This window comes from Paraglaciecola sp. L1A13, assembly GCF_009796745.1.
GTDB lineage: Bacteria > Pseudomonadota > Gammaproteobacteria > Enterobacterales > Alteromonadaceae > Paraglaciecola.
Window position 1 is genome coordinate 1252805 of the sequence record NZ_CP047024.1, and the last position, 21421, is coordinate 1274225.

General features: G+C 39.9%; 18 protein-coding genes. 9 read left to right on the forward strand and 9 right to left on the reverse strand.

Annotated features, from left to right (window positions below):
• Positions 1 to 13: 13 nt before the first annotated feature.
• Entirely contained in the window at positions 14 to 193 is a 180-nt protein-coding gene (locus GQR89_RS05160) for a DUF6435 family protein (protein ID WP_158769068.1), read from the reverse strand.
• A 327-nt stretch (positions 194 to 520) separates the two neighbouring features.
• On the opposite strand from GQR89_RS05160, the gene GQR89_RS05165 reads away from it, so the two are divergent.
• Entirely contained in the window at positions 521 to 1585 is a 1065-nt protein-coding gene (locus GQR89_RS05165) for an alkene reductase (protein ID WP_158769069.1), read from the forward strand.
• Positions 1586 to 1716: 131 nt separating this feature from the next.
• Here GQR89_RS05165 and GQR89_RS05170 read toward each other — a convergent pair whose 3' ends face one another.
• Together GQR89_RS05170 and GQR89_RS05175 are read right to left on the reverse strand one after the other, a co-directional pair.
• A complete protein-coding gene (locus tag GQR89_RS05170; protein WP_233269083.1) occupies positions 1717 to 2349 on the reverse strand; it encodes a peptidylprolyl isomerase in 633 nt (210 codons plus the stop codon).
• 313 nt (positions 2350 to 2662) lie between these two features.
• Positions 2663 to 3220, reverse strand: a complete 558-nt coding sequence (locus GQR89_RS05175; protein ID WP_158769070.1) for an NAD/FAD-utilizing enzyme — start codon at positions 3218 to 3220, stop codon at positions 2663 to 2665.
• 170 nt (positions 3221 to 3390) lie between these two features.
• On the opposite strand from GQR89_RS05175, the gene GQR89_RS05180 reads away from it, so the two are divergent.
• The gene (locus GQR89_RS05180; protein WP_158769071.1) at positions 3391 to 5151 is read left to right on the forward strand and encodes a monovalent cation:proton antiporter-2 (CPA2) family protein; all 1761 of its coding nucleotides are present in this window, start codon (positions 3391 to 3393) and stop codon (positions 5149 to 5151) included.
• Here GQR89_RS05180 and GQR89_RS05185 read toward each other — a convergent pair whose 3' ends face one another.
• The 4 genes from GQR89_RS05185 to GQR89_RS05200 are packed head-to-tail and all read right to left on the reverse strand — an operon-like array spanning position 5152 to position 9893.
• A complete protein-coding gene (locus tag GQR89_RS05185) occupies positions 5152 to 6759 on the reverse strand; it encodes a hypothetical protein (RefSeq protein WP_158769072.1) in 1608 nt (535 codons plus the stop codon).
• Positions 6759 to 7655 carry an XrtA-associated tyrosine autokinase gene (locus GQR89_RS05190; protein WP_158769073.1) on the reverse strand — a complete coding sequence of 299 codons (897 nt, stop codon included), beginning with the start codon at positions 7653 to 7655 and terminating at the stop codon, positions 6759 to 6761. The genes GQR89_RS05185 and GQR89_RS05190 overlap by 1 nt, the downstream gene beginning before the upstream one ends.
• Entirely contained in the window at positions 7652 to 9232 is a 1581-nt protein-coding gene (locus tag GQR89_RS05195; protein ID WP_158769074.1) for an XrtA system polysaccharide chain length determinant, read from the reverse strand. The genes GQR89_RS05190 and GQR89_RS05195 overlap by 4 nt, the downstream gene beginning before the upstream one ends.
• A 25-nt stretch (positions 9233 to 9257) precedes the next feature.
• Positions 9258 to 9893, reverse strand: a complete 636-nt coding sequence (locus GQR89_RS05200; protein ID WP_158769075.1) for an XrtA/PEP-CTERM system exopolysaccharide export protein — start codon at positions 9891 to 9893, stop codon at positions 9258 to 9260.
• 172 nt (positions 9894 to 10065) lie between these two features.
• Here GQR89_RS05200 and GQR89_RS05205 point away from each other — a divergent pair, with 172 nt between their 5' ends.
• The 3 genes from GQR89_RS05205 to xrtA are packed head-to-tail and all read left to right on the forward strand — an operon-like array spanning position 10066 to position 13852.
• Positions 10066 to 11478, forward strand: a complete 1413-nt coding sequence (locus GQR89_RS05205) for a TIGR03013 family XrtA/PEP-CTERM system glycosyltransferase (RefSeq protein WP_158769076.1) — start codon at positions 10066 to 10068, stop codon at positions 11476 to 11478.
• Between the two features lie 2 nt (positions 11479 to 11480).
• Positions 11481 to 12323 (forward strand): XrtA system polysaccharide deacetylase, encoded by an 843-nt coding sequence (locus GQR89_RS05210; protein ID WP_158769077.1) that lies wholly within the window; start codon positions 11481 to 11483, stop codon positions 12321 to 12323.
• 32 nt (positions 12324 to 12355) lie between these two features.
• Complete coding sequence (gene xrtA, locus GQR89_RS05215) at positions 12356 to 13852, forward strand: exosortase A (RefSeq protein WP_158769078.1); 1497 nt, start codon at positions 12356 to 12358, stop codon at positions 13850 to 13852.
• A gap of 79 nt (positions 13853 to 13931) precedes the next feature.
• Here xrtA and GQR89_RS05220 read toward each other — a convergent pair whose 3' ends face one another.
• Both GQR89_RS05220 and GQR89_RS05225 read right to left on the reverse strand, forming a co-directional pair.
• Positions 13932 to 15137, reverse strand: a complete 1206-nt coding sequence (locus GQR89_RS05220) for a right-handed parallel beta-helix repeat-containing protein (RefSeq protein WP_158769079.1) — start codon at positions 15135 to 15137, stop codon at positions 13932 to 13934.
• 2 nt (positions 15138 to 15139) lie between these two features.
• Complete coding sequence (locus GQR89_RS05225; RefSeq protein ID WP_158769080.1) at positions 15140 to 16471, reverse strand: O-antigen ligase; 1332 nt, start codon at positions 16469 to 16471, stop codon at positions 15140 to 15142.
• A 122-nt stretch (positions 16472 to 16593) separates the two neighbouring features.
• Here GQR89_RS05225 and GQR89_RS05230 point away from each other — a divergent pair, with 122 nt between their 5' ends.
• The 4 genes from GQR89_RS05230 to GQR89_RS05245 all read left to right on the forward strand — a co-directional run bounded on the left by GQR89_RS05230 (position 16594) and on the right by GQR89_RS05245 (position 21383).
• Entirely contained in the window at positions 16594 to 17823 is a 1230-nt protein-coding gene (locus GQR89_RS05230; protein ID WP_158769081.1) for a hypothetical protein, read from the forward strand.
• Between the two features lie 197 nt (positions 17824 to 18020).
• A complete protein-coding gene (locus GQR89_RS05235; RefSeq protein ID WP_158769082.1) occupies positions 18021 to 19238 on the forward strand; it encodes a TIGR03087 family PEP-CTERM/XrtA system glycosyltransferase in 1218 nt (405 codons plus the stop codon).
• A complete protein-coding gene (locus GQR89_RS05240; protein WP_158769083.1) occupies positions 19238 to 19819 on the forward strand; it encodes an acyltransferase in 582 nt (193 codons plus the stop codon). Before GQR89_RS05235 ends, GQR89_RS05240 begins: the two co-directional genes overlap by 1 nt.
• 220 nt (positions 19820 to 20039) lie before the next feature.
• On the forward strand, positions 20040 to 21383 hold the full coding sequence (locus tag GQR89_RS05245) for a glycosyltransferase (protein ID WP_158769084.1): 1344 nt from the start codon (positions 20040 to 20042) through the stop codon (positions 21381 to 21383).
• The last annotated feature ends 38 nt before the right edge of the window (positions 21384 to 21421 follow it).

Here is a 21421-nt window from a genome sequence, read left to right on the forward strand (position 1 = left end):
TTCCTCAGCGATTTTAATCGGCTTGCTGTTTCTCAAGCGACTCGATTTCGCGCCACATCTCTTCTGCTTGTGCGGTTAACATAGCGTAGCTGCGCATATCCCCCTTTCGCTGAGCCAGCATGGCTTCTTCTAACTTTTGGTCATAAACTTTGCGACGTTTTTTGGTTGGTGACTGTTTGAAAAACCCGAACATAATATTGCCTTATTATAAATTTATTAATAATGCACTTTTAACGTAGTCAGTAGCAACGAGGATCACTTTGTAACCAAGGACCGCGATTGATGCAACCGCCTTAAAGCTCATGATTAATATGTAGACTACTGGTGCTTAGCCCATGCTTAAAATTTAGCCGCGGGCAATTTTTCCTAAAGTGACAAGCTAGCTTATATCAATATAAATTTACAGGTTAAGATAAGTCGAATTTTTCGAATGGTTAGCACCAATTTTTGCGTTCGTATTCTGCCTTATCATCCCAATAAAGAGCTGTACGGATAAAATTTTGGCTAACTAGGAGATCACATGAGTGATTTATTTTCCTCTATACAACTAGGCAATACACAGCTTGCTAACCGCATTATTATGGCCCCTTTAACCCGCGCTCGTGCTAGTGATGGGCATATGCCGAATCAGATGATGGCGACTTATTACCAACAACGAGCAAGTGCTGGCTTGATCATTACCGAGGCAACCATGATCACAGCAGGTAATTCTGCTTTTGTTAACGAGCCCGGTATATACAACCAAGAGCAGATTAGCGCTTGGAAGAAAGTGACTGAGGCAGTACATGCCAAAAATGGCAAAATTTATCTGCAAATCTGGCATGGTGGGCGTGCCACTCATTCAATGTTAAACGACGGTCAAAAACCTGTTGGTCCTTCTGCTATCGCGATTGATGATGTGATCCACACACCTCAAGGAAAAATGCCTTATGAAGTTCCAAGAGTACTTGAAACGGACGAAATACTCGGGATAGTCGATGCTTTTAGGCAAGCCGCGCGCAATGCCATTTTGGCTGGATTCGATGGTGTGGAAGTACATGGGGCGAATGGTTATTTGATTGATCAGTTTTTACGCAGCAGTGCCAATACTCGCAGCGATAAATATGGTGGCTCAATAGAAAATCGCTCAAGATTTTTATTGGACGTCGTAGACGCTGTGAGTGATGAAATTGGTAGTGCAAAGGTGGGCTTACGATTGTCACCGCTAAATAGTTTTAACAGCATGCATGACGAGGATACTCTTGGATTGCTAGCATTTGTCAGTAAAGCGCTAAGTAGTCGTAACTTAGCTTATCTACATGTTATGCGTGCAGACTTTTTTGATAAACAACATGGGGATGTGTTGGCTATCGCTCATGAAGTTTATAGTGGCAATCTAATTGCTAATATGGGTTATACGGCCAGTGAGGCCAGTCAGGCAATCAAGGAAAATTTAATTGATGCAGTGGCATTTGGCACAGACTTTATCAGTAACCCTGACTTGCCTTTACGAATAGAGAATAATTTAGAACTTGCTCCAGCAGATCAAAGTACTTTTTACTTAGGCGGGGCCGAAGGCTATATAGATTACCCACTGGCATCGTAATGCACGGTATGAATTAAACGTATGTTCGTTTAGCGCAAACTGTTTCGCCCTAGAATAAGTTGACGGTTTTAAGCCAGCATATTTTGCTGGCTGTTTTATTCGTAATTTTTGTACACTGCGGCTAAGAGTCGTTAATTTGGGATAAGTGAGATACTTAGTATCTTAATCGGCTGCGCTAATATTTGATTTTCGACATATGCTTCATCAACGGCTTTTGTTTGGCGATTCTGTTGTATTGCTTTTACGATATCCATCCCTGTAATTACTCGCCCAAACGCGGCAAAACCTTGACCATCAGGATTGCGTAAACCCGAAAAATCTAGCGCGGGTTGCGGCCCTACACATATGAAAAATTCTTGCGTAGCACTGTCAGGACCGCCTCTGGCCATTGATAAGGTTCCATCTAGGTGCTTAATTTTAGTACGCTCAGTGGTTTCCAGCGAAATAGGGGGGAAATCAGTATGTGCTTGACTAGCACGTCCTTGTATCACGGAAATTTGCGGTGTTCCTTGATCGTTATCAGGGCCCACAACACGATAAAATTCCCCTCCATCGAATGCTGAATCTTTAATGTACGCGATATAATTAGCTACAGTAATCGGTGCTTTATCTGTATATAGCTCAATAGTAATATCACCCATTGTTGTTTGGATAAGCGCCTGTTGAATACTGTGTTTGCTTGAGTCTGCTACGGCTGCATTAACGATAAATTGGCTAAATAAGGCGAGTAGTAATATACGAAGGCGTTGACTGAATTTACACACGGGGAAATTCCTTTTAAAAACACAATTATTGTTGACGAAATTAATTTTAAGACGATAGATAATAACCTATCCACCGCGATTTTTATGCGCTGTTTAAAAATAAGCTTTTAGATTTGCAAATTATGAGTTGCGCTTAAGTGCTGATTTGATGAGTGTTGATCATGAACAAGTTTATTGCCTAAAGCTAACGCCGCTGCATATTTGGTAGGGGTTTATATTATGAATAAAATAAACCCGCAAATACAAAACACGAAAGATAGTAAATGCGGATTTTAATTGTTCTAACCATGATTGTTAAATGAGATGACACCTTTTAAGGCATGGTCTTCATGACTTGACTGAATTTAGTCTGACCTTTGACTACCCAACTCGGAGTCGCCTCACCAGAACCGGCATAACGTAAACTTGGATGATTGCGACTAACATCACGTAAAACTGAATGTTGCTCAGGCGTAATATCAACAAAAAAGATATGCATTCCTTGACTGAGTAGATGTTGAAATCGTTTAAATTGATAATTTGGTGTCTGTATACCGATTAGCCCACCCTCCCATGTACAGAAACCGAGCACAACGACCGCACAAAAACCGAAAGGTATCCATCCAACAGCCGTAGTATGCCAGTTAAAAAGATAGGCAACCAATAAAATGAGTACCGCGCCTATTACCCCAATACCGGCACCCAATTGGGTTGAATGCACAACGTCCTTTTTCAATACGGCCTCTATGGCATGTAAGTGGTGCTTTTCAAGTTCGGCATCATTTTCACTCAATACGTGAAACTGAGGTACAGTCAAACCGCAGTTGAGTAACTCTTGCTCAACTTCTTTGAGATCGTCAAGATCCTCTGTGATGTAGTAATGTCTAAACATACACTCCCCCTGATTGTTTATTGACCAGATGTTAACTTGTGAAGTATAGCAGCGCTAAATAAATACAATTATAAAGTTGCTCGTTTACGAGATAACTGTTTACGACGCTAATATGTAATGAGCTTGGGCTCTGGTATGATCTATGTATTGATAGATTTGAGGAAAGGGTGATGAGTTTACTGGGCTCCGCGTTTGTGTTTTTGTTAGCCGCTGTAGTGGCTGTTCCCATATTTCGAAAGTTAAAACTTGGCGCAATTCTTGGTTATTTAGTCGCAGGGGTTGTGATTGGCCCATCTGTAATGGATTGGATCAACGACGCTGAAACTATATTGCATGTTGCTGAGCTTGGTGTTGTATTTTTATTGTTTATTATTGGATTGGAGCTTGATCCTAAACAACTGTGGAATATGCGCAAAAAAATCATGTTGACCGGTGGATCTCAATTAATATTTAGCTCCTTATTCATAGGTCTGATGAGCTTTTGGATATTGTCATTATCTCCGGCTACAGCATTAATAGTCGGAGTATCTGTCGCACTCTCTTCCACTGCATTTGCGGTGCAATTGATGGAAGAGCATAAAGTGCTAAAAACACCGCCTGGCAAGCAAGGCTTCTCAATATTATTGATGCAAGATGTTGCGGTTATTCCCATTTTACTATTGGTCGAGAGTTTATCTACCGGAGAGGTTGCTGTAGGCCCAGCTTGGTGGGTGAGCGTGTTGGCATTGTGCATAGTGCTCGTTGTCGGCCGTTTCTTGATTAATCCGTTTCTTAGCTTGATATCCCACTATGGAAACGCCGAGGTTATGACCGCTTCTGCATTACTTATCGTTATTGCAACCGGATTAGGTATGCAGGAGGCCGGTTTGTCTATGGGGATGGGGGCGTTTGTTGCAGGTATTCTTCTCGCTAATTCAAGTTTTAAACATCAGTTAGAAATGGAAGTTGGACCTTTTAAAGGGCTATTCCTAGGGTTGTTTTTCATCGCGATTGGGATGAATTTAAATTTGGATCTGTTGGTTTCCGAGCCACTGTTTATTCTCGGGGCTAGTCTGGTACTCGTTATAGTTAAAGGATTGATTATTTACACCATACTTCGATTAGCCAAGCAAAATGTTACTGATTCAGTGCGCATTGGCTTAATGTTGTCTCAAGGCGGTGAATTTGCTTTTGTTGTTATGTCTCAAGCCGTGGGGGCAGGGGTAATTGAAACCCTAATATCACAGCAAGTTACCCTTATTGTCGGAATCTCTATGGCGTTGACGTCACCGCTGGTAATTCTGCACAGTATTTGGTTTAACAGTAGAAATTGCCCCGCAGTTTATGATTCAGAGCCTAATGAAAAAGAACCTCAAGTATTGATTGCCGGGCTGGGTCGTTTTGGGCAAGTGTCAGCCCGTATATTAACAGCAAACAAGATCCCATTTATTGCATTGGATAAAGATCCTGATCAAATTGAATTTCTAAAGAAATTTGGCAGCAAGGTATTTTATGGTGATGCAAGTCGGCTAGATTTATTGCGCACGGCAGGTATAAGCAAAGTAAAAATAATACTTATTGCGATTGATAACGACCAAGAAGCTTTAAAAATTGCATACTTGGTACGCGAGCATTTTCCGGATATTAAAATTATTGCTCGAGCACGTAATCGAACGAGCGTAATGAATTATGCAAGGATTGGTGTGAACACTTATGTACGAGAGGTCTTTCCAGCTGGACTGGACGCCGCAGAGTTACTTTTGAAGGCTTATGGGTTCGATCTAGAGAAGGCAAAGAGAACTGTTGACGTTTTTGCAAAACATGACAGTAAGTTGGTGGAGATAAGTGCGATTAAAAACTTAAATTTACAGCAAATGATTGATATAAACGAGAAGGGGAAATCAGAGTTGCAATCCCTTTTCGAGCGTGACGAAAAAGGGATTGAACGTTAATTAGAATTGGTATTCAAAATTTACCGTTAAGCGAGAATCTGTTAAATCACGCGCATCGCTTTCAGTTTCGCGCTTAACGTAGCGCGCAGATACATCCATACTAAGTTGACGACTTAAGTCGCGATTGAAGCTTGCGGTAAGATTTAATACGTCACTAACGCGATCTGAATCACTGTAATCATTTGTTGAATAACTTGATGATAAACCTACTGTATTACGTCGCCCTAATTGATAAGAGAGTGATAGGGATGCTGAGTTGGTTGTCTGCTCACGATTAGATTCTAAATACTCAGTTGTATTGTAGCTTAAGCTAAATGCTGCTTTGAGTTTATTTTTATCGTAACCGAAGTTAATACGACCTGATTTACGAAATAGCGTTTCGTCTGTTATATCAGTAGTGAAGCTATTTAAGCTTCTATACTCTTCTCCAGCGAGCAGGACATAACCCGACGAAGAGGGCTGAAAACAGTCCGCAAATTCCGTAGAGCCAATCGGGCATACAAATAAGCTGCTAGAGCCCTCAGTAACGCTTAAACGAGAATATGAGGTTACATCTTCGTTGTATGTTGCCGAGGTGCTAAAGGATTTTAATTTATAATCTAAGTTGAAAGAGTACGCATCACCGTAAAAACGTTTTCCATATGAAAACTGCATCGCAGTACGACTAGAGAACGCCCATTGAGTATTTATCCCTATATAGCGGGTTGAAGTATCCCCTTGTTCTAGTTCGTTATAGGTAATCTCTATGCTATTTTCATCATGAGGTTGCCATACAAAGCCAGCACCGTAACTGGTGGTATCCAAGTTTTGGCGTTGTGCACTGAAGCCACTTTCATCTAATCCGTATTCACTATCTGAGCCCACGAGCACGAATGAAATATCCTGTGCGATATCAATACCAATACGGGCATTTGATAGAGTAGACGAAAAGTCCTGAACAGTTTCCCGTTTGGTGTCGTAGTACTGTGTTCCTAAAAGAAAAGTGAAGCCTCTAAAGTCTCTGCCTTGGTACAACTGAGCATTAATAAACGTGTTTTCTCCATCAATGCCGTTAGTGCTGGTAAGTGTCTCGTCGGAACTGGTCTTTGAAAAACCGCTTTGTAGCGACAAGCCTATGGTTTTCGGGTTAGGTATCATAAAGCTTAATTGAATTGCATCACTTGTGGTCTTAGTTAACTCGCCACTGGACAAAATTTTATCTGCAACTAGTCCCTCGGTAGAGTCTATCGAGCGATAACTACGATCGCCGTTAACTGATAATGTGAGTACTTTTTCAATAATTTGTAATGAAGAGTTATAACTCATTTCAGTAAAGCTTTTATCGGAATCGGCTAAATCACTGTTTTGCTCAACCGTGGTATTATTTAGCACAAGGGCTGCTGATGCCTTGCGGCTACTGTAAACTGTTACCAGTTTCGGCTGTATCGAGATAGCTTCAGTATTCTCGCCAGAGTTCTGCCCTATATCTGTACTATAGTAATATCCAGAAGTCGTAATTGAAGGGGCAATTTGCAAGTCACCAGCACGTGCAGAACTAGAACTACCACAAGCGATTGCTACTGCGATTAATAATTTATTTCGTGCTGATGGTGCCGTATTAAATGCCACTAATTAGCTCCTGCGTAGTAATAACCGTAGCCCGTTCCTTTACGATTAACTTTTTGCCCTTTATTAACCACGAATCCAATGGCCATTTCTGGGTTCAAATGACTGACCGCTTCTTGAATATCGGCTATTTTAGTTGCTGCTTCTTCGGCAACAACAATGGCCTGACCAGCCAGATTGGCTAAAATGGCTGTTTCGTTGATACCGAGTAATGGCGGAGTATCGACAATAACAAGTCTGTCTGGATAACGATTAGCGAACTCTTGAACTGCATCATACATTCTTTCACTGGCAAGAAGTTCGGTGGACAAGTGATGAGATTTCCCCGCAGGAATTATGCGCAGATTGGGTACGTTGGTTTGGCACATCACTTCAGCTATGTCCGTTTTTTCGCCTAGCAAATATTCCATCAATCCTTGCTGATTTTGCAATTCTAAGGTGCGCATAACGTTTGGTCTTAAAACATCCGCATCAACCAATAGCACGGTTTTATCTTGTTCTAAAGCAATACTGAGTGCCAAGTTAACGGCGGTAAAGGTTTTCCCTTCTCCCGGGCGTGAACTCGTCACCATAATGATGTTGCTATTGTTAAGAGATTTAGAAAGGGGACCGAAAGCATTGTCGATAATTTTGCGTTTTATGGCTCGATATTCTTCATTAATCAATCTGCGTTTATTGCTAGTTGATACAAAGCCTTTCTCCTCCATTCGTGCTAAATCGATTTCGATACTCGATGGGACCTGCAGAGAGTTTTGTGAGCCAGCTGACTCTGAAACTCCGTTATCTTTTTGTTGAGCATCGAGCGTTTTATTGGTAGCTTTTTGAGCACCAGCATCTTGCTCTGCTTGTGATTGTTTGTTTTTCTCCTGTTTGGAGAGTGCACGTTCGATTGTATTCATGCCAATATCCTCGATAACAAGTCAATTTGCAGGATTTCAGTGGCTGCCAAGACACCATACATTAATAGAATGAGACCCGACGAAAAAGCAAATACAAGAATACGCGTCCTATTTGCCTTACGGATCTCTTTTACATTAAGATGAGAGACGACCCCTAACACAGGGTAAGACGTTAAAGCCGTTAATTGACGCCCTCGAATGAGTATAGGGTTAAGTTGACTGATCAAAAATGCGACTGCTAAACCGGCAGCAAAACCAATGAAAACCACTGCGGTATATCCAATTAGACGATTTGGTCCTGTTGGCGCTAAAGGTGCTAGAGGAGGGTCGATAACTCTGAACTGTACATCTTCAGAGGATACGTCTGCTTTTTGTGCTAAATCCGCAGATTCTCTTCGTGACAACAGCTCTTCGTATTTGCGTTTAGTAATACCGTAATCACGATTCAGAGCGGTAAATTCAGCTTCAACTTGCGGCACCAAATCAATTTTTTGCTTTAAGTCTTCAATTTTGGTTTTGTAGTTATCTTTTCTAACATCCAGCGATGCAATTAGGCTTTGCAAGCGAGATATTTCTATACGAATTTCAGTAGATAACGCACCTAACGAGCTACTTGGGTCATCACTTGAAACATTCGATAAATAGTCATCGATTTCTTCCTGTCGTGATTTTTGTAAAGATTCAAGCAAATTATTGGCCTCAATCACATCAGGGTGTAAGTCGGTATATTTAAGGGATAATTCATCGAGTCTTTCTTCAATACTTTTTATGCGGGCGTCATAGCGAGTTGTCAGAATTGCATCCGAGTTTGATGGTTTAACTGCAAAGCTATCGATTTGCGAATTTTGACCTCGTAGTTCACCAGAGAGGGCTTTGATCTGTTGCTCAGTCTCTTTGATGGTCAATTCAGTTTGCTCTAATTGACTTCTCAAATCAGTATAATTTTCATGAAAACTGCCTTTATCTGGCAATAGCGACGCATACTTTCTTTGAAAGTCTGCAACCCTTTGCTCAGCAGAGGAAAGACGGTTTTCATAATCGGTTATCTGCTCCTCGATAAAGCGACTCGCCGAGTCAGAGTCTTTTCTAGAGCTACCTAGGGCGCCTTCAACGAATAAATCCAAGGTCTCCTGGACAACAGTTCTCGCCATTTGCGGGTCACTATTTGAATAAGAAATCGTATAAAGATTATCTCGTCCAGCTGAGCGCAGCCTAATATTATTAGTCAATTGCGAGATCATATTCTCATAATCTTCAGGGGTGAGAGCTGTAACGTCCAGATCTGACTCCCGCGCAATAATTTCAAGATTGGGTCGACTCAGTAATGTCTTCACCATCATTGAAATTTCTTGTTGTGGATTAGTTTGTATGGCTAAGCCGTGCAACAACGGCTGTAAAACAGAACGAGTATCCACGTAAACCCGCGCTTGAGACTGGTAAGTATCTGGCATTGATGCCACGTAGGCAAAACCAAGCGGGCAAATTAGCCAAGTGCAAATCATAACGTAGCGCTTTTTTACCCAAACACCTCTTAGGTAATCAAGCAAAAGCTCAATCGTTTTGTGTAAATCTTGCATTTAAATGTCCGTATATATATATCGACTAAAACCAAGCTTCAGGAATAATAATAATGTCGCCAGGTAAAATATCGATATTTTGTGCTATGTCTCCGTCACGAATAAGGGAGTCAATTTTGATGGCAAATGTCTTCTGCTGACCATCAATTGTGCGTACCAGTTTAGCACTATCACCCGCTGCAAAACTCGTTAAACCACCGACAGAAATCATTAAATCTAATAATGTCATATGTTGGGTATAATTTATGGTGCTTGGATTAGTCGCTTCTCCGATGACCCTTACGCGTTCGCTTAATGGACCAGCGAAGCCTGTTACACTAACCGTCACGCGCGGGCTATTAATAAACTTACCTAGCGACTCTTCAAGCTCACGAGCTAAAACTGACGGGGTTTTCCCGGTGACTTCGATGTCTTCTACTAGGGAAGTAGTGACTTTTCCATCAGGACGGACGATAAATGTCCCTGATATATCAGGGTTGCGCCAAACAAATATAGACAATGTATCGCCAGGGCCAATCAAATATTGATAGTTGTCGACCGAAGTGGTTAAAGACGGGTATGTTGATGCATGAGGGAGGCTAGTGTTATTGCTTGAGCATCCCGCTGTGGTTAAAATTGATAGAAATAGTAAATTGAAGAATGCTATTTTGTTAGTCTTCATGTAAATTGTAGCTCCGTGTGTTGAACTCATCGAACGTCAATGTAACAAGGTTTAGACTTATTTCAAAACATAAAATAATGAACAATAATAAAAAGTTAGTTCGTCTCAGCTGCATTTACAAATTTGAGAAATAGTAAATGATTAAGTCTTTACAAATAGAGGTAAAAGATTAATGAGTTTTGTTAATCGAAAGGAAGTTCGGCGCTCAAACATATTGATGATATTAGAAGCATCAGTCGTAGCGTATATTTTATATCTAACCTTGGGCATCGTGAGCGATATTACTTCGTCTGCTACGCCTAGTGTGGGTGACGTATCACTTTATATAGGTTTGTTCACATTTTTAGTTATTGTATCCGCTTTGTCTGTCGGGCTGTATGAATCTAAGTTACGTGAAACATTCCGAGGTATTATCAGGCGTATCTTTGTCAGTGTCGCGCTGGGATACTTCGTTATGGAGATACTGGGTAATACCGTATTAACCTATATCGATTTACATCAGTACTTTTTGCCCATCGCCGCGGGTCTATGTATCGTAGCATTAGTTATTTTTCGCTACTTCATCAATCGTCTGGGTCTTCTTGGTTTAGGACAAACCAAAATAGTCGTTATTGGGGCTGGTGAACGGGCGTCTATTATAGAGAAGCGCATGCGTAGAGAAGTCGATCGTTTCGGCTTCGAATTGGTCGGATTTATTCCTATTCCTGGTGATAATCGAGAAGAGGGAATACAAAACGAAAAATTAGTTCACGTGAAAGTTGATGAAAACTTTCGAAATTTTATTGCAGATAATGATATTGATGAAGTCGTTATTGCCTGTGATCAAAGGCGCGGAACCTTGCCTGTAGAGATTTTGTTCGACTGTCGCTTGCGTGGCGTCGAAGTGACTGACTTGCTTGATTTTATGGAGCGAGAGACTGGTCAGATTGTAGTTAACCTTATGTATCCAAGTTGGGTAATTTATTCTAACGGTTTTAATTCGCAAAACTATCTTCGCGACGCGTTAGATTATGGTATGAACAGTGTTTTAGCCTTCTTGGTATTGATGCTTGCTTGGCCTTTTATGCTGCTTACGGCAATTATTATTTATTTCGAAGACAACAGTGGGCAAAAAGCTTCGGTATTTTATAAGCAGGAACGTGTTGGTCTAAATGGTAAATTGTTTAATATTATTAAATTCCGAAGTATGCGTCCTGATGCAGAAAAAGACGGAGCCAAGTGGGCGACAACTAATGATAACCGCGTAACCAGAGTCGGTCAGTTTATTCGTAAATATCGTATCGATGAACTGCCTCAGATTCTTAATGTTTTTCGTGGAGAAATGTCTTTTATTGGTCCACGCCCAGAGCGCCCTCAATTCGTTGAGCAACTTATTCGTGAAATCCCGTATTACAATCAAAGACACAACGTCAAGCCTGGTTTAGCTGGTTGGGCACAACTTAATTATCCCTACGGCGCAAGTGTCGAAGACTCTATGGAGAAATTGAAGTTCGATTTATATTACGTTAAACATCAGAGCTTGATGTTAGATATTCTTATTTTGATTCGTACGGTCGAAGTCGTGTTATTTGGTAAGGGGAGATAGGGATGTCCGGGAACGTGCTAAACGCGATGACAGTAGATGTAGAAGATTTTTTTCATGTATCTGCCTTTGAATCAATTATTACGCCAGAGCAGTGGAAAGATTATCAGCCTAGAGTGGATACCAATACCCGTAAGTTGCTTGATTTATTTGCCAAACACGATGTGAAATCAACATTTTTTGTATTAGGTTGGGTAGCGGAACGTTACCCTGAATTAATTAAAGACATCCATGCTCAAGGTCACGAGATCGCAAGTCATGGTTATGCACATCGACGAGCTACAGAGCAAACTCGGGAACAGTTTACCGCAGACGTTACCCGTTCTAAAAATCATTTAGAAGACTTACTAGGTGAGTCGTTGACAGGTTATCGTGCGCCAAGCTTTTCTATTGGATACAACAATGAATGGGCATTTGAAGTGTTGGCGGAGTTGGGTTTTCAATACAGTTCTAGCACTTATCCAGTCAAGCATGACCTATATGGGACGCCTGACTGGCCGCGTTTTGCGTACAAGCGTAAAGAAGGTATTATTGAAATTCCTATCCCAACATTAAAAGTAATGGGCAAGCAAACACCTATTGGCGGTGGTGGCTATTTCCGCTTATATCCCTATACGTTGACAAAAACGTTGATAAGTAAATATTTGAAAAGGGAAAAACAACCTTATTCATTCTACTTCCATCCATGGGAGATTGACGCCGACCAACCACGGATGACAAATGCCCCTCTGAAGTCTAGATTCCGACATTACGTCAACCTGAATAAAACCGAAGGCAAGCTTGAACGTTTGCTTAGTGATTTTTCATGGGGAACCATGAAAGATGTTTACAATATTTCGCCTAAATAACGAGTGTATTGGATAATAAATGAGTCTTTCCAATGAATGATGTTCAAGACAGCGGTGTTAATACACGGCATTCGACAAATGGCATTGTGTCTTTATTTACCATCATAGTTTTATGGGTTGTTTTATTTTGGCAGGGTATCACCACCGCTGTCGATATATGGATCATTACAGACACTTTTAATCATTGCCTTTTTGTTATTCCTGCCAGCGTATATTTTATATATTTGAAGCGAGACCAGCTCGCATTATCAGCCGTTGAACCTAACTATTGGGTATTAATACTCTGTATAGCTAGTTGTGGGCTTTATGCCTTAGGTTTATCAGGTGGTGTACAATTATTTATGCACGTCGCCACTTTTACCTTCCTGCCGTTTAGCGTGTGGTTTCTGTTGGGCAATGAACAAGCAAAAAAGATTTTATTCCCTTTGTTTTTCATCCTCTTTTGCATACCCATCGGCGAAGAGCTTATCCCTGTTTTACAAGAAGTAACAGCCGATCTCTCTGTTATGATGTTGCAGTGGGTAAATGTCCCTATTTATCGCAGTGGGTTGTATATTGAAATTCCAGAAGGACGTTTCCTGGTAGCTGAAGCATGTTCGGGAATTAGCTTCTTTATTGCGTCAATTGTTATCGGTTCCTTGTATGCATACATGAATATGCAATCCAGTATTCGTAGATCTGTTTTTGTCTTAATTTCGATTATCTTTCCTATTATTGCCAATGCGATACGTGTTTTCGGTATTATTTTGACCGGACATTTAACTAATATGGAACATGCCGTAGGCGCAGATCATTTAATATATGGTTGGGTTTTCTTTAGTTTAGTTATTGTCTGTCTAATTGGATTAGGCGAGTTAATACGTGAGAAGTCATCTCAATTAGTCTCTGATCCACAATATGTTCCTGCTAACAAAACGTCTGATCGTGACTATATCAAAGCATGCGGTTTTATCACGGTTCTAATGCTAGCGTCGTTAGGATGGTATCAAATTATTCTAGGGCAATTATCTGCTGAAACAAACCCACAGAAACTGCATAAGCTAGTCATACCTAACCACGGTGGATCAACGTCTTGGCAGCCAGAATTCGTTGATTACTTTGATAAGCAGCAAACGAGCATTAATTTCGAAGCGAAACAGATTGATCTTTATACAGTTTGGTATCCAAAAGGACATGGAGAACTGGTTAGTTACGCTAACCGTATGTACCTCGAAGAATCTTGGACCTTAGAATCAACATATTCTGCAAGTGGGCCCAACGATTTGACGTTTGAAGTAAGTCAAATTGTAAATTCCCGGAACGTTCGGTTACTAGGGTATTGGTATGTTATTGACGGAACTGTTTTTACTAATAAGAACGTCGCCAAGCTCTATGAAATTTATCAGATTATGTTGGGACAACATGCTGGAAGTGGCTTGGTGATGATCTCGATGGAGAGCGAGTACAGCTCATTAGAAAAAGATAAAGAATTGTTCCATCGGATGTTAATTGACACCTTTTCGTCAATTAATCAGATATTTCCCAAGTAAAAAGAATATACCTCGTAGACCATTAGGTTTGTAGTGGTTAAAGCAGCCGCTTTTGGTTTACGGGAAGTAAACAACCATTTTATTTTAGCGATGCTAGCAAAGCAAGTTCATCGGCGGTGAGTATACTTGACACCTCTTTTACCCTTTTATTATCAATTAACAGAGCGGTAGCACCATCGCGTTTTCGAATGGGCTTGTTCGTGATGTTATCTACGATCACTGCGTTGATGGTGTCGGTAAAACGGTATTCTATTGCGTTAGGATAGTTATGGGCTAGAAAAATTCTGTTATCTAATATTTGTGTGTCTGGTGATTGCTCTAACAATATCCCGACATCTGCGCTTGGATCCGCATTGTCTTGATGCACGATTAAATTATTGATGATTGCACCACCAGAAGCCGGCTTTCCTTTTAAACCAAAGCCAATACCCCGGTCGCAGTCGATAATAGTGTTATTTTCTACGGTATTGTTGCTTGCACCATTCCAAAAGTGCACCGCAAACTCCGCTGGGCGGTTATCAGGGCTAGCAATATCTCTGAATACATTATTTGAGATCATCCAACCACGAGACCCGTGAGCGTCAATTCCGCCTATGTAATAGTTCGGTCCTATGCCTTGGGTATATTTAAATTCACAATTATCGATGATACCGTAATCACTAGCGTGATCAGATTTTTCACTTGAGGACACTTTTACCAGCTGTTGAAAACTGTCTTGAAGTATACAGTTTTTCAGTGTGGGAAAGTCTGCATTATATTCGCCCGATATTTGAATTAGGTGATTACCTGCGTCAGAAAGTGTGATTCCATCTAGCGTAAAATTTTTTGCTGTAACACTGATTACATTTTCTACCTGCGATCGAGAACGCATCCCTAAACCAACGATCCGAACACTCTTTGGGTTAGCTGAGTCACCAATAAAGCTAATATGAGGGGCTGAAATAACCAGCGTTTTCGTCAATTGATAGATACCCGGCGCAAGTTTTATATGTGCTTCGCCGTTTTTATTTGCAGCTTGTAAAGCTTTGTACAACATAGGAACATCTGAAACGTTAATTTCTCTGCGGTTTTCAGAATTATCTGCACATGCCAAAAATGGCAACGCCACTAAGATCAAAATCAAAAAAAGTTGACGGACGCTTTCGAGCTTTTTAAATAAATGGTTTAAAAACCTATGTTTTACATAGAGTGATGTTGATGAATCAGTACTTAACAGCTGAGTTTGCGTTTGTCTGATTGCTAATTGGAATGCGTTACTCGTATTACTAAGCCAGTTATAGTTCATTACTAACCCTCAACGTGTTTTTCGGTGTGCTCACTGTTTAAGTGAAGTTTACGTAGGTAATAAACATTGTATGCGCACGCGACAAATAAAATGCACCAAACAAAAATTTCTGCACGCATCCTGTTGAGAAAGCTCATAGTAACAACGAAGGTTATAAGCATGGACTCAATACAAATCACTTTGAAATAATCGTCTAAAAGCTCTGGTGCGGTAAGTAGTTTCTTGCATTTTTTTGTCATTAAGAAGCTTGAAATAACGATCATTATTAAAGCAAATAAACCCAAATATCCTGCTTCTGAAAGGGCTTCAAACCATGACGAGTGAACTGCTCGGTTGCGGCTTCGCCCTGTATTTACATAACTCGGAATATATAAAGGAGCATTCATCTCAAATCCTCCGCGACCTAAACCGAGAGGATGATCTTTGGCCATATCCATTGCCGCGACCCAAAAAACCATGCGTGTTGCACCTGTTTCGCGAGTTTCATCTACTTCAGATTCCTGGGAGATAGAATATATTCGTTCAATGGTACTCTTATCGGCAACATAAATTAGGCTCGCTAGCCCAGCAAATGTGATTAAAACAACGGTGAGTTTCTGATTTTTACGCTGTATGGGGGCGAAAAATAGGCGCCACATAAAATAAGCCCCGCCGGCCGCAAGACCGAGCATCGCACCGCGGCTATTAATCAAAGCTAGGGCATTCACAATAAAAGCGCCCGCAATAATAAATGGGATCTTATGTTTGATTAGGTTGTTGCGCCAAAAATAAAATAAGCAAACTACCGCAGCAGGGGCCAATGCTGCCGCGACGCCATTAGCATCTGGCGAATCTACCATGCCAACACCTTCGACTCTGTCACCGGAATTTCTACCTACCTGAAATATGTAGTAGCCTAAATAAGCAGCACCTGCAGCATAGCCGTACAGCATGTAGTCCAATGCTTTTGGGCTATTACACAACTTAAAAGCAATGCTCATAATTATGGCTGATTTAACTAACGGAATTAAAGCGTCAATATGATAACTTGGAAAAGAAGACCAAATATAGACGGCGCTATAAATAGCAACAAAAATGTACAACCAGCGAAATGAAGGAAGTTGTGTTAATTTATTTTTCTGCGCCTCTGGCCAGTTAATGAGCAAAATAACAGCCATAAAAGCTACAGAAAAAAATGAATAGCCTAAATCCGGTACAAGTGAACCCCACCATCGATTTTGGGGGTTGAAGAAATAAATCATTTGATACAATACAAAAGCAAATATTGGAGCATGACGAAACGACAGTATAAAGGTACTGATAAAACTGCTTAAAAAAAGTAAAACACTGATCATTTTTTTCCTAACTTATTATTTGCTTTTAATAAAATAAAGGTTGTCATGGCATTCCGACTAGACTTCATGATACAAGTGGCTATCGTTAAAGTTGGCTCATTTTGACACTAAATGAATCTCAAATGAAAGTATTGATAATAAACTTGAAAAATACCTTGTTATGGGTAGGTACTATTGTACTTATCCCATGGTCTTGTTACGCAGAAAATTTCGTTAATCCACCGTTATTTGAACACACACCAAGTTCGATAGAATATCTTGGAGGCTTTCGATTACCGCTCACCACAAAAGGTGTGTCTAGAATTGCCTACTCTCAAGGAGTAATCGCGTTACGCCCGCATAAAAAATCTTTCTTTATGATTGGACATGCTCAACATCAAGCTATCGCTGAATTTGAGATTCCGCAGATTAATAAATCAAAAGATATCAAAAAATGGAATATTGCAAAATTTAAACAACCTTTTTCTTCCATTTTCCCTAGAGTTAGCTCTGGTAACCCGCAGAAAATTAATCGCGTTACTGGTATGGAAGAGATTGAAGGTCAATTAATCGTAAACGGTATGGAATTCTATGACGCGGATGCGAATGTAAGGGATACTACATTAATAATCAGAAAGCCAGGCGATTTAAAAAACTCTTCTATCGACGGTTTTTATCAGTTAGAGGGGGCTGCCCATGCTGCTGGGTGGATTAGTCACATTCCGAATACTTGGCAGAAAGCGTTGGATTCAGAATATCTTGTTGGTAATGCGAGTACATTAGCGATTAATTCTCGACTGAGTATTGGCCCAAGTGCGTTTACTGCGCATTTTTGGGGGGTACTTAATAGCGAAGAAAAATCGGGATTGATTCTGACAACTGATTTAATGGATTTTAGTATTAAACATCCAATAGTCGAGGACCAATATAATGAATCCCTCAAGAACAAGCTTTGGACTGAACTGTCCGCCGCACATTATGGTTTTATTATTCCTGGAACATCGAGCTACTTTGTTATAGGTAAGTCTGGAGGGCATAATTCGGGTATAGGATACAAAATCACGCAAAGTAACGGTAGGAAGTGTGGCGGCCCCTGCTCAAAGGAAGCAGGGGATAGTTATAATTATTTTTGGTTATTTGATGTAGCTGATTTTTTAACCGTTAAATCAGGTACAAAAAAACCTTATCAAATCCTGCCTTATCAATATGGTTTTTTCGATACATCTAATTCAAATCCATATATTATTGGTGCTGATTATAGTGATGAGGATAAGTTACTTTATGTTGTCTTTGCTCGGGAAGATAAAGTGCAAAGTCAGTATGAAGATGCCCCCATCGTACGAGTATATAAAGTACACACAGAAAACGATTAATTTTTTAAACATTTTCAGCTGATTTTTTTAGTTTTCAGATAATGGACGTTGGCCAATTTTTGGGATTTATCACTCACTATGCGACAATATTTGAAATTAATAATCGGTTGCGTTGTTTGAGAACTTAACCCATCGAATGAAACTAAAAAAAATTTAGTTGACGTAATAACCCTTAACATGAAATTAGACCCCAAAAAATGAATATCGTTGTATTGTCTCACCGAGTTCCTTACCCGCCAAACAAAGGGGAAAAGATTCGAACGTTTAACCAAGTGAAATTCCTTGCATCTCTAGGCCACGATATTCATTTACTTTCTCCTTGTGAAAACGATGAAGAATTACGTCATTTCGCTTCCCTAAAGAAGCTCAGTATCTGTCGTTCTGTTTCAGCCTTCCCTTTGAGTGCTAAACCACTTCGATTACTAACAGGATTAATCACTGGTCAATCTCTCAGTGTGGCTAATTTTCATACCAAACAATTGCAAACTGCCCTCGACAGTTTTATATCGAGCCATGAAGTCGATGCCATTATCTGCAGCGCATCATCAATGGCAGAATATATATTTCAAAGTGATATTTTAAAATCTGAAGTAAAAAAGCCTCTACTAATTATGGATTTTATGGACGTAGATTCTGATAAGTGGGCCCAATATAAACGTAGTAGTCACTTTCCTATGAGTTGGATATATAACCGCGAACATGAGCTTGTGTCACAGTTCGAGCGAAGCGTCGCTACCAGATTCGACATTTGTTATTTGATCGCGCAAGCAGAGGTGGACTTGTTTAAAGAGAACGTTATCGATACTAATAATATTCATGTACTAGGAAATGGATTAGACACGAAAGTTTTTTTTCCACCTAAAGTTAAAAAAATCAATCACGCCCCAATTCTTTTGTTTACTGGCGTGATGGATTACAAGCCTAACGTCGATGCTGTTGTATGGTTTGTCGATAAATGCTGGCAAAGTTTTACTGCGAAATATCCAGAAGCGCGTTTTATTATTGCTGGTATGAATCCCTGTAACGATGTTCTAGCCTTGAAAATGATGCAAGGTATAGAAGTAACCGGCTTTGTGGATGATATTTTGCCTTACTATCATTCCGCTGACATTTTTATCGCACCATTCAGACTTGCGCGTGGAGTGCAAAATAAAGTATTGCAAGCGTTCTCTTGCGCACTACCTGTCGTATCAACTCCGATGGGAGCTGAGGGCATTAATTGCACTCCAGGAAAAGATGTATTAATTGCTTCTGACGCGTCTGATTTCGTCGAAAAAATAACCTTCTTATCAGAAAATAAAAACCTCGCAGCAGATATAGGAAAAAGAGCCCTTTGTCTAATAGAAGAACAGTATTCGTGGGAGGGGCAGCTAAGTCCTATTGTTGACCTCTTAACATCTTCAGTAGGAAATTAATGAAAAAATTTTTTAAGCGCTTATTTTATATTTTAAGTGCTCTGCTTATCTCTCCCGTTACGCTAATTTTTTTAATGCTCAGTGTAGTCCTAAATAAAGATGCGGTGTTTACTAGCTGTAGTCAATTGCTGAGCCTATTGCCTGGTAAGATTGGTGTTTATTTGCGTGCTGGGTTCTATCGTTTCACAATGACATCGTGCAGTCCAGATGCGGTGGTTTCATTTCTAGTGTTATTTTCACAACGTGACACTGATATAGCCAAAGGTGTTTATATAGGGCCGCAATGTAATATCGGTAAATGTCATATAGGAGAACATACTCTAATCGGAAGTGGTGTCCATGTAATGAGCGGTAAAGGGCAGCATAACTTCGATGATTTGAACATACCTATTAAAGAACAATCAGGAAGCTTTGAAAAAATTAACATTGGCGAAGACTGTTGGATTGGAAACGGTGCTATGATCATGGCGAATATCGGGGCTAATAGCGTAGTTGGAGCTGGCTCGGTCGTAATCTCTGAGATTCCACCGTTTTCTATTGTGGCGGGAAATCCTGCTCGAGTTATTAAAAGCAGATGTTAATGAATGTATTTTGAGCAAATCCACTATAAATCATATGGAATAACACTAGTGTTGCAGGTACCCATGCTCAACGCATAAACCTACCGATAACTCGAGAAAACGATATATTCGTCTTGTTTAAAGAAAATCTAACCACCAGAGAAATACCATCTTCAGTAATTTCAAAGAGTATAATACTGCACTGAAGATGACTTATCATTAATATTAGGACTTATCGATAATGAATGTAAAATTAAGGATTAACTTGTTGCTTAACCGTATTATTGAGTTCATTAAGTACGATTATAATCATCTCAAGTATCCTTTGGTCGTCGCTTGCCATGGTGCGATTATCATACTGCAAAAACTAAATAAGCACAGCTTAGCATTTAAAGTCGCGAGCAATATCTATCGGAGTGGGTGGGCTGGTAGCGATAAGCTGGGCGTGCAAGTCGCTCAATATTATTTTAAGCTGAATCCTCATCTAGGGAAGGAAGTAAGTGATAAATTCATCAATGAATTACCTCTTTTAAATAACACGGAGAAATTTTTCAAGCATCCAGAAACGATGTTAGATGGCATTATTACCGTGTTGAAAAACCCTAATGGTGATGAAAAAGGTGCACTAATAATTAACTATAGTTATTACTTCCCATTGTTTTTACGTTTTTTTGATGTGGAAAAAGTCGCCCAGTCATTTAATATTATTTTAGAGCCAAGTTGGGCGGGATTTTGTGAAGAAAATATTCTAGCTTACACGTTGGTAAATGCTCCCATATTCCTTCAAGTTTATGAGAAACGAGATAAAAACTTTATAGAAAGTTTAGATAGTAATCTTATTCCAATTGAAGTGGGACCTAGCTGGTTTATCAATCATAATAACTTTGTACCGCCTGTTACAGGCGAACGAGATATTGACGTATTGATGGTTGCTGCCTGGGCAAAGTTTAAACGCCATGGTGCTTTTTTTAAAGCGATAGCTCCGTTGGTCAAAAGCAAACCAAGTCTGAATATTACCTTAGTTGGATATCCTGTTGATATGAATAAGGAGCAAGTCATTGAGCTTGCTGCCCTAAATGGTATCGATAAAAATATAGAAATATTTGAATGGATTACTCCTCAAGAAGTATCCAAATTGCAAAAAAGATCCAGGGTAAACGTATTATGGTCGAAGTTTGAGGGAAACAATCGAGCTATTATCGAAGGAATGTTCTGTGGGACACCTGTTATTATGCGTAAAGGGCATAATTATGGCGAACATTATGATTTTATCAATGCGAATACGGGTTACTTTGCAAATGAAGGTGATTTTAAAGACGTCTACGAGAAAATTATATCCCGTGAAAATGAGATGGATCCCAATTTTTACGTTATGAATAATCGTAATAGTCGAGTAGGTACCGAGATAATGGGAAATGCAATCAAGAGTTACGAACTTTCCAACAATCGCCCTTGGCTTTCTGATTTAGCAGTAAAGGTGAACGATTTACACGGAATGGTCTATTTAGATAGTAACTCGTCTATTTTTAGAGACAGCTACACTAAAATAGAAAAATGTATATACGCTATTAATCACAACAAATGACAGCGCTTTATTTTAATGGTTGATATTATTTTTAGATT

Coding starts and splice junctions, on each gene's coding strand:
- GQR89_RS05160 (WP_158769068.1), bottom strand. CDS start 193: ATGTTCGGGTTTTTCAAACAGTCACCAACCAAAAAACGTCGCAAAGTT.
- GQR89_RS05165 (WP_158769069.1), top strand. CDS start 521: ATGAGTGATTTATTTTCCTCTATACAACTAGGCAATACACAGCTTGCT.
- GQR89_RS05175 (WP_158769070.1), bottom strand. CDS start 3,220: ATGTTTAGACATTACTACATCACAGAGGATCTTGACGATCTCAAAGAA.
- GQR89_RS05180 (WP_158769071.1), top strand. CDS start 3,391: ATGAGTTTACTGGGCTCCGCGTTTGTGTTTTTGTTAGCCGCTGTAGTG.
- GQR89_RS05190 (WP_158769073.1), bottom strand. CDS start 7,655: ATGAATACAATCGAACGTGCACTCTCCAAACAGGAGAAAAACAAACAA.
- GQR89_RS05195 (WP_158769074.1), bottom strand. CDS start 9,232: ATGCAAGATTTACACAAAACGATTGAGCTTTTGCTTGATTACCTAAGA.
- GQR89_RS05200 (WP_158769075.1), bottom strand. CDS start 9,893: ATGAAGACTAACAAAATAGCATTCTTCAATTTACTATTTCTATCAATT.
- GQR89_RS05205 (WP_158769076.1), top strand. CDS start 10,066: ATGAGTTTTGTTAATCGAAAGGAAGTTCGGCGCTCAAACATATTGATG.
- GQR89_RS05210 (WP_158769077.1), top strand. CDS start 11,481: ATGTCCGGGAACGTGCTAAACGCGATGACAGTAGATGTAGAAGATTTT.
- xrtA (WP_158769078.1), top strand. CDS start 12,356: ATGAATGATGTTCAAGACAGCGGTGTTAATACACGGCATTCGACAAAT.
- GQR89_RS05220 (WP_158769079.1), bottom strand. CDS start 15,137: ATGAACTATAACTGGCTTAGTAATACGAGTAACGCATTCCAATTAGCA.
- GQR89_RS05225 (WP_158769080.1), bottom strand. CDS start 16,471: ATGATCAGTGTTTTACTTTTTTTAAGCAGTTTTATCAGTACCTTTATA.
- GQR89_RS05230 (WP_158769081.1), top strand. CDS start 16,594: ATGAAAGTATTGATAATAAACTTGAAAAATACCTTGTTATGGGTAGGT.
- GQR89_RS05235 (WP_158769082.1), top strand. CDS start 18,021: ATGAATATCGTTGTATTGTCTCACCGAGTTCCTTACCCGCCAAACAAA.
- GQR89_RS05240 (WP_158769083.1), top strand. CDS start 19,238: ATGAAAAAATTTTTTAAGCGCTTATTTTATATTTTAAGTGCTCTGCTT.
- GQR89_RS05245 (WP_158769084.1), top strand. CDS start 20,040: ATGAATGTAAAATTAAGGATTAACTTGTTGCTTAACCGTATTATTGAG.